Origin of the sequence: Parapedobacter sp. SGR-10 (genome assembly GCF_011030405.1) — a bacterium.
Lineage (GTDB): Bacteria > Bacteroidota > Bacteroidia > Sphingobacteriales > Sphingobacteriaceae > Sphingobacterium.
The window spans coordinates 25133-38965 of sequence record NZ_JAAJTJ010000024.1 but is presented as its reverse complement, the minus strand read 5'-3'; the positions used below and the strand labels follow the sequence as shown (position 1 = coordinate 38965).

Annotated in this window: 10 protein-coding genes; 9 read left to right on the top strand and 1 reads right to left on the bottom strand. The window is 42.6% G+C overall.

Annotated elements, in window-relative coordinates:
• Nucleotides 1-25: 25 nt before the first annotated feature.
• From G5B00_RS14530 to G5B00_RS14495, 8 genes are all read left to right on the top strand, one after another.
• Complete coding sequence (locus G5B00_RS14530; protein WP_163876931.1) at nucleotides 26-2281, top strand: alginate lyase family protein; 2256 nt, start codon at nucleotides 26-28, stop codon at nucleotides 2279-2281.
• Nucleotides 2282-2308: 27 nt separating this feature from the next.
• Nucleotides 2309-2977, top strand: a complete 669-nt coding sequence (locus G5B00_RS14525) for a GDSL-type esterase/lipase family protein (RefSeq protein WP_163876928.1) — start codon at nucleotides 2309-2311, stop codon at nucleotides 2975-2977.
• A 113-nt stretch (nucleotides 2978-3090) separates the two neighbouring features.
• A complete protein-coding gene (locus tag G5B00_RS14520) occupies nucleotides 3091-4260 on the top strand; it encodes an acyltransferase family protein (RefSeq protein WP_163876925.1) in 1170 nt (389 codons plus the stop codon).
• A 112-nt stretch (nucleotides 4261-4372) separates the two neighbouring features.
• The gene (locus G5B00_RS14515; RefSeq protein WP_163876922.1) at nucleotides 4373-5392 is read left to right on the top strand and encodes an FAD:protein FMN transferase; all 1020 of its coding nucleotides are present in this window, start codon (nucleotides 4373-4375) and stop codon (nucleotides 5390-5392) included.
• A gap of 213 nt (nucleotides 5393-5605) precedes the next feature.
• Nucleotides 5606-5944 carry a hypothetical protein gene (locus G5B00_RS14510; protein WP_163876919.1) on the top strand — a complete coding sequence of 113 codons (339 nt, stop codon included), beginning with the start codon at nucleotides 5606-5608 and terminating at the stop codon, nucleotides 5942-5944.
• A gap of 123 nt (nucleotides 5945-6067) precedes the next feature.
• Nucleotides 6068-7192 (top strand): SGNH/GDSL hydrolase family protein, encoded by a 1125-nt coding sequence (locus tag G5B00_RS14505; protein ID WP_163876918.1) that lies wholly within the window; start codon nucleotides 6068-6070, stop codon nucleotides 7190-7192.
• 69 nt (nucleotides 7193-7261) lie between these two features.
• Entirely contained in the window at nucleotides 7262-8083 is an 822-nt protein-coding gene (locus G5B00_RS14500; protein ID WP_163876915.1) for a LamG domain-containing protein, read from the top strand.
• Between the two features lie 69 nt (nucleotides 8084-8152).
• Nucleotides 8153-10885, top strand: a complete 2733-nt coding sequence (locus G5B00_RS14495; protein WP_163876912.1) for a hypothetical protein — start codon at nucleotides 8153-8155, stop codon at nucleotides 10883-10885.
• 87 nt (nucleotides 10886-10972) lie between these two features.
• Here G5B00_RS14495 and G5B00_RS14490 read toward each other — a convergent pair whose 3' ends face one another.
• Entirely contained in the window at nucleotides 10973-11185 is a 213-nt protein-coding gene (locus tag G5B00_RS14490) for a hypothetical protein (protein ID WP_163876908.1), read from the bottom strand.
• A 206-nt stretch (nucleotides 11186-11391) separates the two neighbouring features.
• Between G5B00_RS14490 and G5B00_RS14485 the strand changes: the two genes are divergently transcribed.
• On the top strand, nucleotides 11392-13752 hold the full coding sequence (locus G5B00_RS14485; protein ID WP_163876906.1) for a TonB-dependent receptor: 2361 nt from the start codon (nucleotides 11392-11394) through the stop codon (nucleotides 13750-13752).
• Nucleotides 13753-13833 lie beyond the last annotated feature (81 nt).

Genomic DNA, 13833 nt, shown 5'->3' with positions numbered 1-13833 from the left:
TGGCATATATAAAAAATCACTGTACATGAATTTAAGATTTATTACCATCGTTTTGTTTTTTGTATCGTTGGGCCATGTGGCTCAAGGTCGCATTCCTCTTGCGCATAGCAAGACAGATACAGACAGATTAAAACCTTCTCCTGTGTACGATTACCCTGTTTTTTCGTTGGATCCACAAGATTTTTACGATAAGCTGGATGCAGGAAATTCCAAGTTAAATACGGTACGGACAGCCGTGGCAAAACAGGATTATGAGGGGGCAGGAAAAGCTTTGTTTACCTATTTTGTGGCAAACAAAGGATTGGCGCAAAAAATACTTAAAATAGGGGATTTGAAAAAAGATGCCTCCAAAAAACAGTCTGAGGCTGAAAGATTACTCAAAAGAACTTATTCGTATCAAGGGGTGACCTATACTTTTGAGAATGGAATTGACTGGTTGTATAATCCGACCGGCAGGAATGGATTGGAATTAAATCCCGAATGGGTGGTCAATACGGTCAGATTTAGAGGGTTACCTAAGCTGGCACAAGCCTATAGGGCTACCGGAGACGAACGGTTTGCAAAAGAACTGATCTATTTGATGCGTGATTTTATAGAGAAGTATCCCGTACCACTTGAGGAGAGGCCATCACAAAACAATAGCAATATCCCTTCAGAGTTTGATCGGTTGATGTATAGTAAGCTGTCGGTTTCTTCCAGACTAAGCAATACCGTGTATTCCTTGTTCTCTATTATAGAATCCCCCAGCCTGGATCCCGAAAGTTTTACTATTATTATGCAAGGGATATATAACCACATGTTACGGATGGAAAAATACCCGTATCTCAATTACCACAATATGGGGGTGGCAGACGCAGGTGTACTCTTGAGGATATCGCTATGTCTTCCCGAATTTACCAAGTCAAAAACCTGGACGGACTGGGCACTGGAAAGAGGGCTGGACCAGATGAAGGGTGTGGTCTATCCGGACGGGGTGGAAACAGAGCTTTGCCCAAGCTATCATCAAGGCGTAATGAGCTCGTTTGCTTCTTTCATGGTCACTGCAAATGATGCGGGAAAGGAAGTTCCGGCGGAGTTCAGGGAAAGGTTGAAAAAGATGGCAGAGTTCGTAGTGAATATTTCAAGGCCGGACGGTACGATTCCTGCATTTAACGAGATGAGGCAGCGAAGTGACAATGGTGGAGACATCCGTAAAAGGATAAGGGGTATTACCAGAACGATCGGAGATACCGGTGTACTGCAATGGTATGGAAGTGATGGACGGCAAGGGACCAAACCGGATTATACTTCCGTCTCCTTTGATTGGGCAGGATATTATGTCATGCGGTCGGGCTGGGCCAAAGCGGACAACTATATGGTGGTCAAGGCTGGACCTTATGGCACGGCTCATCAGCAGGAAGATAAGCTCAGCTTTGAATTGGCGGCGGATGGAGAGCTCTTTTTGATAGATCCCGGTTTTTACATATACAACAGAGCGAGTGTATGGAGAAAATATTATCGGTCATCCCTAGCCCACAATACAGTGATCCCCAACGGACTGAGCCAGATGAGGCATGGGCGGAAGGAACTGTACGAAAACAAGAAGTCTAAGGAGACGGAGTGGGTAAAGAATAAGGCAGCCTGGACGAGTAATGATAAATTTGATTTTTTGAGCGCTGTATATAATAATGGCTATGCGGATTTTGAGTATATTGGCGAAAAAAGGCCAGACACGTTAGTAGCATTCACCCATCAACGGGATATTCTGTTTGTCAAGCCCGGACTGTGGTTGATGATCGATTGGTTGGGAACTGCGAATGCCAACGAGAATTTGTACGAAGCACTGTTTCAAAGTGAGCACCCTATTGCTGTTTCGGACAACAAGCTGACCGTGCAGGGTAAAAAATCGAATCTCCATATTTTGCCGATACGTCAGGATAATAAAAGTATGCAGACTGGTGTCATTAAAGGTCAGACCGAACCGATCAGAAGGGGTTGGATTTATAAAGTCGATCAAAAAGAGAATGTCCCTATTTCCACAGGTACGGTCAGTCATAAAGCTACCGGAAATACGGTGCAAGCCTACTTTATTGTCCCCGGCAAAGGTACCAAGGCTTCTGCTTATGAAGTAAAGACATTTAATGTTGAAGGTGGTATAGGAGGACAGCTTATTGGACCTAATGGTTTTTCTATGACTTTTGTGGCACAGCAACGTCCAGGCAAGGAGATAGCAGCAAATGGATTGAAAACGACAGCTAGACTCTGCTTTTCTGATGGAAAAGAAAAGTTTGAGGTTAAATAAACAGTATGTATAGAAAATAAAATCAATATGAAAGCATTGAAATATTTTACGTTAGCAATTGTTCTTTTCTTGCAATACCACAATGGTTTTGCGCAGGAGAAGCCACGCTATTATGATAATATTCAAAAGTTTAAAAAACAAGATAGCATTACCCCACCACCAAAGGATCCTATTTTGCTGGTTGGTAGTTCGTCTTTCACCAGATGGAAAGATGTGCAGGCATATTTTCCGAACCACACCATGCTGAACCGAGGATTTGGAGGGGCTCACCTCACGGATCTGATTCGGTATGCGGAGGATGTGATCTATCCCTATAACCCGAAGCAAGTTGTTATTTATTGTGGAGAAAACGATTTTTTGTCTAAAGGTGCTACGCCTGATACCATATTCAACAGGTTTAAGACGGTGTATGATGGCATTCGTCAGCATTTGGGAAAAAAGGTCAACGTGACCTATATCTCCATCAAGCCAAGTCCGAGAAGAAGGCGGTTTTTGGAGGGTACAGCAGAGGTAAATGCCATGATTGAAAACTTTCTGAAAAAGGAAAAAAATGCTCAATTTATTGATGTTTACAGTAAAATGCTGAGGTCGGATGGTCAACCGATAGGAGCTATATTCACAAAGGACAGCCTGCACATGAATGCCGATGGCTATGCTATCTGGCAAAAGGAAATGGCTCCTGTCTTACTGAAATAAAATAAAGTGACAGAGGTGATGGTGGTTACAATGGTTAAGTAGGTTTGAAGCCTCCATAACCTCCTAACTCACATAGCTTTAAAATATATTCATCCATTGATTTATCTGTAAAAATGCAAGAGAAGCCACATAAGCAGACCGAGGTCCAAGCTGGTGAGACCAATGATGGACGGGGATCTTTTAAAAAAAAGCGATTGGAATCACTCGATGCCTTGAGGGGTTTTGATATGTTTATGATTACCGGGGGGGCAGCACCTTTGCTCTTGCTGGAGGGCAAAACAGGTTGGGGATGGATAGACATGGTTGCCGATCAGTTGAAACACCCAAAGTGGGATGGTTTTACTTTCTATGACTTTATTTTCCCCCTTTTTCTTTTTATGTCGGGGGTATCTATGGTGTATAGCATCAACAATAGCTTGAAGGGTAGGGCTACCCATTCGCAGATATACAAAAGTATGTTTAAACGCATGCTGATTTTAGTATTTCTGGGTATATTGGACAAAAATAATCCCCTTACCATCTTAGAACCCGGAAATATACGGTTTGGGAGTGTATTGGGACGCATAGGTGTAGCCTGTTTTTTTGCTACGGTATTGTATCTGAACTTTCCTAGTCCCAAAAAATTGCTCTATATTTCCGCTGGTATCTTGGTGGTGTACTGTGCTGCCGTATTTTTGATTCCGGTGCCGGGATATGGTGCCGGTAACCTTTCTTTTGAAGGCAACCTGCCCGGATGGATCGATCGTACGATAATGCCGGGAAGACTTTTACAGGGTACTTATGACGAACTGGCGTTGGGAACATTTTTCTCCGCGTCCTGCCTTACTATATTTGGACTCATAGCAGGGGATACATTAAGATCGTCTGTCACGGGAGAATATAGCAAAGTGTTAAAATTGGCTGTTATGGGTGTTTTGGGAGTGCTCTTGGGATTGATATGGGGTACATTTTTTCCGATCAATAAACATATGTGGTCAAGTTCGTTTATATTGCTGACAGGGGGTATGGCATTTCTGTTTATGGCATTTTTCTACTGGGTTATTGATGTGCTGGGCTATAAAAAATGGGCATTTTTCTTTAAGGTGATCGGTGTCAACTCATTGGTTATCTATTTGGGTACTTCATTGATAAGTTTTAAATATTCATCTGAAAGGCTTTTTAAAGGTTTTTATATGTATGCTCCTGAAGAGTGGCACGCATTCTACCAGTCATTGGGAACGGTAGCACTGGTATGGTTGTTTTTGTATTTCCTATACCGCAACAAAATATTTGTGAAAATTTAAAATCTCATGTACTGGAAGTAAGTATACTGAACAGTTTTGTGTGGTTGTGTAGGTTTTTAAACCCTGTTTCTTGTTCTGTAGTCCTAGTATCCAGTAGAGAGAAAAAAGAGTAATGTTAAAATCAAAAGTGAAGATTGGATATATTTTAATAGGGGTACTGCTTCCTCTATGGGTATGGAGCAATGAGCCACGTAAGTTCACCATTCGAGGGTATGCGCAGGGAACGGATTATACGGTGATATATTATGCACAGGATAGTGTCGTTTCGGTCCATGAGATCAAAGATATGTTGGCTAGTTTGGACAGTTCGCTATCTATATATAAACCTTATTCGACAATCAGTCAATTTAACGATTCCGATAAGGGAACCAAGGTAGATGGGCATTTGAAAAAAGTGGTGGAAAAGTCCCTGGAAGCTTATGTCCGCTCGCAAGGTACGTTTGATATCACGATATATCCGATTGTACGTGCCTGGGGATTTGCAGAGAAGACCATTGAATCTCTTCCGGACACGGCAAGGATACAGGAATTGCTCACTTGTGTAGGTTCGGACAAGATCATGTTGAGAAACGACAGCTTGATCAAAAGTATGCCTTGTGTGAAGATCGATGTCAATGGTATAGCACAGGGATATAGTGTGGATTGTGTAGCAGATTTTTTGGAGAGCCGTGAGATATCCTGCTATTTGGTCGAGATCGGAGGGGAACTTCGGGTGAAAGGAAAAAAACCGGATGGCGAATATATGAAAGTAGGTATAGAAATGCCCGCAGATTTTGCCTATCAGCAGCCGATCATAGGTAAGGTGCTGACTTTGGAGAGAGGTGCTGTCACGACTTCGGGCGATTATCGAAAGTATGTAGAAAGCAATGGATCAAAGATCATTCACCTGATGGATCCAAGGACAGGATTTTCGATCAAGACCAATATGATCAGTGTGACAGTCGTTGCAGAAGATGCCATCACGGCCGATGCCTACGACAATGTATTGATGGGGATGGGGGTGGAGGAAGCTTTGCGGTTTTTGGAAGGTAAAAAGATGGAAGCTTATTTTATTTATAGGGATGATGATGGAAGGGTAAAGGATGCTTATTCCAGAGGCTTTAAAAAATTTATAAATGAAACCGAGATGTAAATAATTATTGGCACACAGGGCAATGATTATCTGCGATGAGCTCTCCGCGGTGGCGGATCGGTTATTTACGTCGAGGTCTCATCAGCCATTGAAGAAAAAATTAGACAGATGAAAATTAAGCTTTGTATTCTGAAGTGTTTTCTTTATTTTCGTTAACGTAAACGCATAATGTGTTAAATAATCAAATTATATAAACTTTTAAATTTAAAAATCATGAAAAAAGTAATGTTGATGGTGGCACTTGTCTTTGGGTTGGTCGTGCTTTCCGCTGAAAGTTATGGGCAGGCGATTAAATACTATTCTACCGAGGTAATGGATGAGATCAACGCGACTGATGAGCAACGTGCGGCGGTGAAGGAATTGGTAGCTCGGTACAAGGTTCAGTTTGATGCAGTAAAAGCAGATAAATCCTTGTCGAAAGAAGAAGCCCAGGCTGAAAGGAAAAAGCTGACCAGTGCAAGAGCCAAGGAATACTGGAAAATCTTGAATCCTGAGCAGACAAAATATCTAAAGGATAAAGCCAAAGCAATAAAAGAAGCCAATAAAAAATAGTAGGTATAGGCATAATACTGGTTTCGTTACGATAACCGGAGAATACCGAGGGTGCTAATATTGCATGTATCATTGGATAGTGTATATTTGCACCTTTTTTTGTTGGACCAAAGAATATAAAATATGAATTATAGTAAACTGTTACTTTTAATGCTGTTGCTCTTTCCCGGAGCTATGGCCTCTGCCCAAGCGAAAAAGGGAGTAGATTTTGTCTGGTACAATCCTGCTTCCGAAAAATTTCTGACTGTGCACAACCAACTGTGGACAGGGAGTGCTGTCCGTTCTTTTTATGACAGGCTGCCTGCTAAAGCGGAAAGTGTGGTCAGAAGCCCGGTATGGAAACTATCGAGAAATGCTGCCGGGCTTAAGTTGGTTTTTAAGACAGACGCCCAGGAGATTACTATACGGTATGTGCTGAGCAATAAGAATTATGCGATGAACCATTTTCCTGCGACGGGCGTTTCAGGTGTAGATTTGTTTGCGGAGAATAGCGATGGGTCTTGGGCATGGACATATGGTAAGTATCAATTTAAGGATACCGTCACCTATACCTATACCGGCCTAAATCTGGATAAGGAAAAGTATAAAGACGGCAGGACATTTCATCTGTATCTACCCCTGTACAATAGCGTGCAATGGATGGAAATAGGTATTCCCTCTGATAAGGCTTTTAAATTTACTCCGGCTTCTGCCGAAAAACCCATTGTGGTATACGGAACTTCCATTGCGCAGGGCGGCTGTGCCTCCCGAGCGGGTATGGGCTGGACCAATATCCTGGACAGAAATCTACACATGCCCGTAGCCAATCTTGGTTTTTCGGGCAATGGCCGTCTGGAAAAAGAAGTGGTAGATATGATCGTTGAAAAGGAAGCCAAGGTGTTCGTCTTAGATTGTTTGCCCAATCTGGGAAGTGAGACAGCCAATATAAAATCCAAAATCGCCTATGCGGTCAATACGATCCGGGAAAAGCATCCACATACGCCGATCATCCTCGTTGATGGGTCACATTTTACAGAAGGGAGGCTTAATGCTACCCGAACCAAAGGTATTCTGCGGACAAACAGTCTGTCCCGCGAAGCCTATCAAGAGTTGAAATCCAAAGGAGTGCAGGGACTGTACTATCTGGCAAAGGAGGATATCGGACTGGATATGAACGATTCGGTAGATGGTACACACCCTACAGACATCGGGATGCTAAAATATGCCGCAGCGTGCGAAAAACTGATAAGAAATATTCTGAAGCTATAAAAGAGAATGGATTTTAGTGGTTCCGAATAGTATTATGCCGCTTATGAATGTATCTTCTATACAGGCCTTATGAAAAAAAATAGATTGCTTTCAAGGATTGTTGTATGTGTGGCAATTTGTCTCGGCAGCTGCGGAAAAAGCGGTTCAGAATTGCGAGCGGAGGATAAACAGGGCGAAGAGGAACATACAGAGGAAACTTCGTCTGTTGTCGTTCCACAAGAGGGATTGATAGCTTGGTATCCACTCGATGGAGGTGACAGCAAAGATCATACAACCAATGGCAATCATGGCGTGAGTCATCATGTGACAGCCGCTTCGAATAGACACGGGGTATATGGTCTTGCTACCCGTTTCAACGGGGAGAACAGCTATATAGATATACAGCACAAAGATTATCTGAGCATTGCTACTACGGGAGAATTTACGGTTTCGGTGTGGATGCGGATAGAGACGCTGAATTTCTCACGTACGCAAACTTCTGAACCTTACGTGCACTGGATGGGAAAAGGTAGGAGCGGAAAGCATGAATATGTGTTCAGGATCTATAACAAGGATAGCTACAGACCCAATAGGATATCCGGCTATGCGTTTAACCTTTCGGGCGGTCTAGGATCTGGAGCCTCTTTTCAACACGCGCTCTCAATAGGGGAATGGATACACATTTGTATCGTGTATGATTTTGCTAACAATACCATCAAGATTTATAGAGACGGGACGCATAGGAATACGGGACATTTTACAGATTATGAGGTGATTCCGCAGATGGGAGATGCACCTTTGTGTATTGGGACGAGGGATTTTGCCTCTTTTTTCAAAGGTGTACTGGATGACTTGAGAATATATAATCGGGCATTGACCGATGAGGAAGTACAGCAACTATCACAGGAATAAGGTCGTGTACATCCTATTCGGGATAAAATGAGTTTGAGCAATATGAATAACTAATCAAATATAAAATTTATGGTACGTCATTTTTTCTCCTTTATGTTCATCATCGTGATTATAGGCGTTGGTGGTGTGTACGCGCAACATGCACAGGTCAAGACTTTTCAGGGAGGCAAAGCGCTGCGTCTGGATTTCGAGAGTGCGCGATTAAATCCAAAGACCACTCACATCGTAACCGACGAACGGCTGGCGAATAAAAACGGTCTTACATTGAAACCGGATATTCGCGAAGCAATTAATGGTGAACGGGAAGAAGAAGACATGAGCTTCGTACTAAAAGCTCCGCAAGCCGGACATTACCTTATGCAGACTTACGCTGTCACGGATGAAGAAGGTGCAGCACTGATGAAGAAGGCGAAGACAAAATTTGAGTCCTTGTTTATGCGTATGCAGATCGGGAATAATAGAGCTACGAAGCGGGTTGTGTATGTGCCGTGGGACAGACCATTGCAGCGTACCGGTATTTTTCAGTTGAATGGTGAAGAGGAGGAAATAAAAATTTGGCTCCCCCGAGGTGTTCGTTTGGAATATATGGAGGTACGGCAATATACCCCACCGAAAGTACCTGCAGGTGCCGTAAACTACAAACCAACCGTACAGCCCCCTTCGGGTCATCCACGCCTGTGGGTGAACCGGGAATCGTTGCCTTTGGTGAAGGAAAATCTGACAAAAGAAGAAAATCGTGCCGTTTGGGAAAAACTAAAGAAAGAAGCTGTCGTCCCTTTTGTTTTTACATTTAACCCAGAAGAGGAAATGCCCCATAATGTGGCTTTGGAAAAGGCTACAGAGACAAAGGCTTTCTACTATCTGATGACGGGTGACCGGAAAATCGGTCGGGAGGCTATTGATCTTACGGTTAATTATCTGGCAAATGTAGAGTTTGGAAATATCTTGGATATCACGAGAGAACTTGGACGTGCAATTTATACCGCTTCTTTGGTATATGACTGGACGTACGACTTGCTATCAGAGGAAGAGAAAGCAACACTTATCAAGCATTTGATGAGGCTGTCTATGGATATGGAAATAGGTTGGCCGCCTTTTAGAACAAAAATATTGAATGGCCACGGCAATGAAGCGATGGTCAACCGAGATTTTTTGGCCATGAGTATAGCTATCCATGACGAAGATCCACTTCCTTATCAATATGTGTCTTATGCGATTTTAGAAGAATTGGTTCCCATGCGGCGGTTCGAATATCAATCGCCTCGGCACAATCAGGGAGTTGGATACGGTTCCTATCGATTTGCTTGGGAGATGCACGCGGCGTGGCTTTACTATCGGATGACTGGCAAACGCGTGTTTGATGATAACCTTAAGAATCTACCGTACTTTTGGCTGTACATGCGTACAGCAGGCGGCGAAATGCTGCGCGATGGTGATGGCTTTGGTTCTGGAAAACCCGGGCAGCCCTATTATTGGAAGTCTCCAATGGTGATGTTCTTGATGTACACCTACAGCAAAGACCCTATAGTGAAAGGAGAATTCCTGAGACATGGCAATTTAAATAATCCGGTTTTATTTTTATTGTTAAATGATCCGGATCTGCAAGCAGAACCAAGTTTGGCATCGTTGCCGCTTACAAAAGATTTCGGACCAGTGCTAGGTTCCATGGTAGCCCGTACAGGATGGAATATAGGACAGGATAGTGATGATGTCGTGGCCGAAATAAAAGGTGGAGGCTATCATTTCGGGAATCATCAACATGCTGATGCAGGATCCTTGCAGATTTACTATCGAGGGTTCCAGGTTGGAGACATCGGGCTGTACAGGTTCTACGGCACACCTTATGATATGGGATTCAACAAACGTTCGGTAGCCCATAGCATGATGCTGGCCGTGGATCCGAAAGAAGAATTTACCCGAAGTAAAGTCAACGATGGGGGAACACGTCTTAACCAACGTGCTCCTGTATCACCCCAACAGGTTCAATCCGATCCTTGGTTCCATAACGGAGAAGTGCTATCTACAGGTATGGGGACTAACGATAAGAAACCTTTTTATAGCTACTTTGCAGTGGATTTGAAAAGTGCTTATACGGATAAAGTGAAACATTATACACGAAGCTTTTGCTTTCTGAACCTAGAGAGACAGGATGTTCCGGCAGTTATTGTCCTGGCAGACGATATGGAAACAAAAGATGAAGAGATAGCCAAATATTGGCAGATCAATACCCATCATCTTCCGGAAGTAAAAAAAGATGGATTTGTACTACAGAATACGTTAGGCGGAAGGGTAGGGAAGACACACGTGTCCATATTGACACCGGATTCTTTAAGCTACACAAAAGAAGTATTGTCTGATTTGTCCGCAACAAATGTATTTGGTGTACAATTGGAAACTCCGGCAACCAATCATGCTGAGGGAAAAGGACATCGGGTGGTTGTATCTTATAAGGACAAAAAACAAACGAATCGTTTTCTTACCGTTTTCCAGATGGTCGATGGGGATCATGCACCATTAGCGCTGGTACATATCCAAAATGAAGTAGGGGATGTGATTTATATCGGTGACAACAACATTGTAACCCAAGGTAGGAATAGTCGTGTCGATCAGTCATTTTCTATTAAGGTACAAAATAAAGGGGCAACAAGAGTTGTCATGCCGGGACTGAAAGAAGGAAAATGGAAAGTGGTGAAAAATAATAAGATTGTTCAAAGATTAGATATCCAGGCAAAAGAGAATGTTGGTTATTTTGAAACGACAGGCGTAGGGACTTATGCAGTGACCCCTGATTTTGCACACTGATTTTTTCCACAGACTTAGGCACACGCGGTACGTGTGCGCTTGGTGTTACGTTAAGCGTTTTTTTGTCATCCCGACGATAGGAGGGATCTAAGAACTATATAGTTGAAAGATCCAATGTTGCATCAGCCCCACAGCCACCAACACGTCCCTGATGCCTGCTACGCAGTCGGCAGGCATCAGAGCCTGTACCGAGGAAACTCGGTGATGACATAAAAGAACGGTTATACCCTTTGTCTTGACGCTAATGCGAATGCTTTCGGGACAGGCTGTCGGAATGACTTTGAGGGTTTGCTTGATCAAAATCTTAATAAAGAGCCGACTAAATACCAAAAAATATTTGTGTTTATAATGTTAAAATTTTACCTTAGTCTAATATTGATAAAGAGATAAGAGTTATTTAGTCTTTTTAGTACACCAAAATTATGAACAATCCTTTTTAATAGGATTTTAATGTTGGAATAATTCAATATATTTTTTTTAATATTTCGGTAACGTAAACGGTTAAGATGAAAATTGCTATTGTAGCTTTTATGATCACTTTTTTATCCTTTGGGTATGGACAGACACAGCATGCGACAGTGTTGAAAGGGAGCGTGATGGGCGAAGGCTCTGGATTGAAAGGTGCAGTTGTTTCTTTGATCGGGACACCTTATAGAATATCTTCCGATGCACAGGGCAATTTTAGTATAGTAGATATTCTTCCGGCGAAATACATCTTACAGGTTCAAGCAGGAGGATTTACGGATTTTGTAGAAGAGTTTGTCGTCAATCCTGGCTCCAATTACAAAGAAATCCATTTGCAAAAGACAGCTCAATACATCCCTGAAGTTGTCGTCACGGCCGATAAAAAAGAGACAATCCTTCAAAAAACTAGGGCTAGCCTCAATGTACTGGACTCCCGGCAGATAGATGCGCTTAAGCTATGGGATATAGCTGAGCTAAGTGCTTTAGTTCCGAATTTGTATGCGGCTCATCCGGGAGATCTGCGAAGTGTGGTGAGCATAAGGGGGATTGCTTCTACCTCCTATGAACCTACGGTAGCGACTTATATCGATGGTGTCAACCAGTTTAGTCTGGATTCGTATATTTCACAACTTAATGATGTAGAAAGGATAGAGGTATTGAGGGGGCCGCAGGGTACACTATACGGCCGAAATGCCAGTGGAGGAGTCATAAATATTATCACAAAGCAACCGGACAACCAAATGAAAGGATACGTACAGCTGGATTATGGCAATTATAATTTGCAACGCTATAGTGCAGGTATAAAAGCCCCATTGGTAGCAGACAAACTCTATTTTGGTGCGGCAGGTTTATTTTCGGTTCGGCAAGGCTTTTTTTTCAACAAATTTACCGATTCTTCTTATGATGGCTTGAAATTGGGGCAAGGGAACTATTTTCTGAAATATGAGGCTAATAAGCGATTGTCTTTTCTTTTGAACGTGAAACATCAGCAACAGTTGAACAGAGGTGCATTTCCTCTTGTTTCGAGTGTAGAGCAGGCCTTTGGTGAACCGTTTCAAATCACGCAGAACCGTAATACTACGATGCAGGATCGGAGCCTTAACCTATCTTTATCTGCGAGGTATCTACATGATGGTTTTTTGTTGAATACACAGACCTCATATCAGGAAAATTATCGTTTTTATGAAGACCCTATAGATGGCGATTTTTCAGCGTATGACATGATCGCTATCGTCAATAATTATGGCAAGGATTGGAATCGTAATAAAGTTTTGATGCACGAAACACGTTTTTCGTCTCCTCTGCATACGTTTTCAAAATTTAAATGGAATACGGGCATCTATGGTTTTGTACAAGATAATCCGGTCAAACAGGGTACATATTATGGAAAAGATGCGGATATGCTTGGTGCGCCGATGACCAATTTCACGGATATAAGTATCAACAAGCTGAATAGTGCCGGTCTGGCTGTTTTTGCAGGGATAGATTATCAACCCATTTCATCATTGACATTGACAGCTGGCCTTCGATATGATTATGAACACAAAAGACAACAGATAGAGGGGCGTTTTGTACCGGATGGAGGAGAAGCGGTCGTCACCCGGTCCGATACCTCAACCTCTATAGGGTATAGCAATGTAAGCCCAAAGATTGCATTAGGATATAGTTTCTCGACGTTCCATCATGTATATACGTCCTATAGCAGAGGGTTCAGAGCTGGAGGTATCAGTCCGCTATCATCGGATCCTTCGCAGAAGCCATTGTCTACCTACGCATCGGAGTATAGCGACAATGTCGAAATAGGCAGTAAAAACATGTTTGCGGATAGAAAGCTAAAATTGAATGTTACGCTGTTTTATACGCGTATGAGGAATGGGCAGGTTCCGGTTTTGGTCATGCCTGAAGCCTTGACGCTGATCCATAACAGTGCGAAATTGACTAGTAAAGGTGCCGAACTCGAACTTTCGGCGATCCCGGTCAAGGGACTTGAAGTGAATGGTCACATGGGGTATACCGATGCAGAGTATACAGGATTGACAATAGTAGATGAGGAAGAAAATAAAGATTATAGTGGAAATAAACCGGTCTTTACACCTCGTACTACAACCGCCTTATCTTTATGGTACACACAAAATCTTTCTTCCGGATCGGATTCGCGATTGATAGGAGGGGTCACTTATAGAAATATCGGTAAACAATATTTTAATTTATCCAATACGATCGATCAAGACGCCTACAGCCTGTTCAATGCACGGATAGCTTATCGATACAAGCGTCTGGAGATAGCATGTTGGGCAGAAAACATAGGTAATGAAAAATATATTGGTTATGCCTATGATTTTGGAGCGGTTCATCTGGGCGAACCACGCCGATATGGCCTCACGACAAAAGTCTCGTTTTAATGGTAAAATTATAATAGTTATAAAGTTATGATAGTTATGGCGGTGATGAAGTTATAATGTGTATGTACAAGCATCACTTTT

Coding starts and splice junctions, on each gene's coding strand:
- G5B00_RS14530 (WP_163876931.1), top strand. CDS start 26: ATGAATTTAAGATTTATTACCATCGTTTTGTTTTTTGTATCGTTGGGC.
- G5B00_RS14495 (WP_163876912.1), top strand. CDS start 8,153: ATGGTACGTCATTTTTTCTCCTTTATGTTCATCATCGTGATTATAGGC.
- G5B00_RS14500 (WP_163876915.1), top strand. CDS start 7,262: ATGAAAAAAAATAGATTGCTTTCAAGGATTGTTGTATGTGTGGCAATT.
- G5B00_RS14485 (WP_163876906.1), top strand. CDS start 11,392: ATGAAAATTGCTATTGTAGCTTTTATGATCACTTTTTTATCCTTTGGG.
- G5B00_RS14525 (WP_163876928.1), top strand. CDS start 2,309: ATGAAAGCATTGAAATATTTTACGTTAGCAATTGTTCTTTTCTTGCAA.
- G5B00_RS14520 (WP_163876925.1), top strand. CDS start 3,091: ATGCAAGAGAAGCCACATAAGCAGACCGAGGTCCAAGCTGGTGAGACC.
- G5B00_RS14505 (WP_163876918.1), top strand. CDS start 6,068: ATGAATTATAGTAAACTGTTACTTTTAATGCTGTTGCTCTTTCCCGGA.
- G5B00_RS14510 (WP_163876919.1), top strand. CDS start 5,606: ATGAAAAAAGTAATGTTGATGGTGGCACTTGTCTTTGGGTTGGTCGTG.
- G5B00_RS14515 (WP_163876922.1), top strand. CDS start 4,373: ATGTTAAAATCAAAAGTGAAGATTGGATATATTTTAATAGGGGTACTG.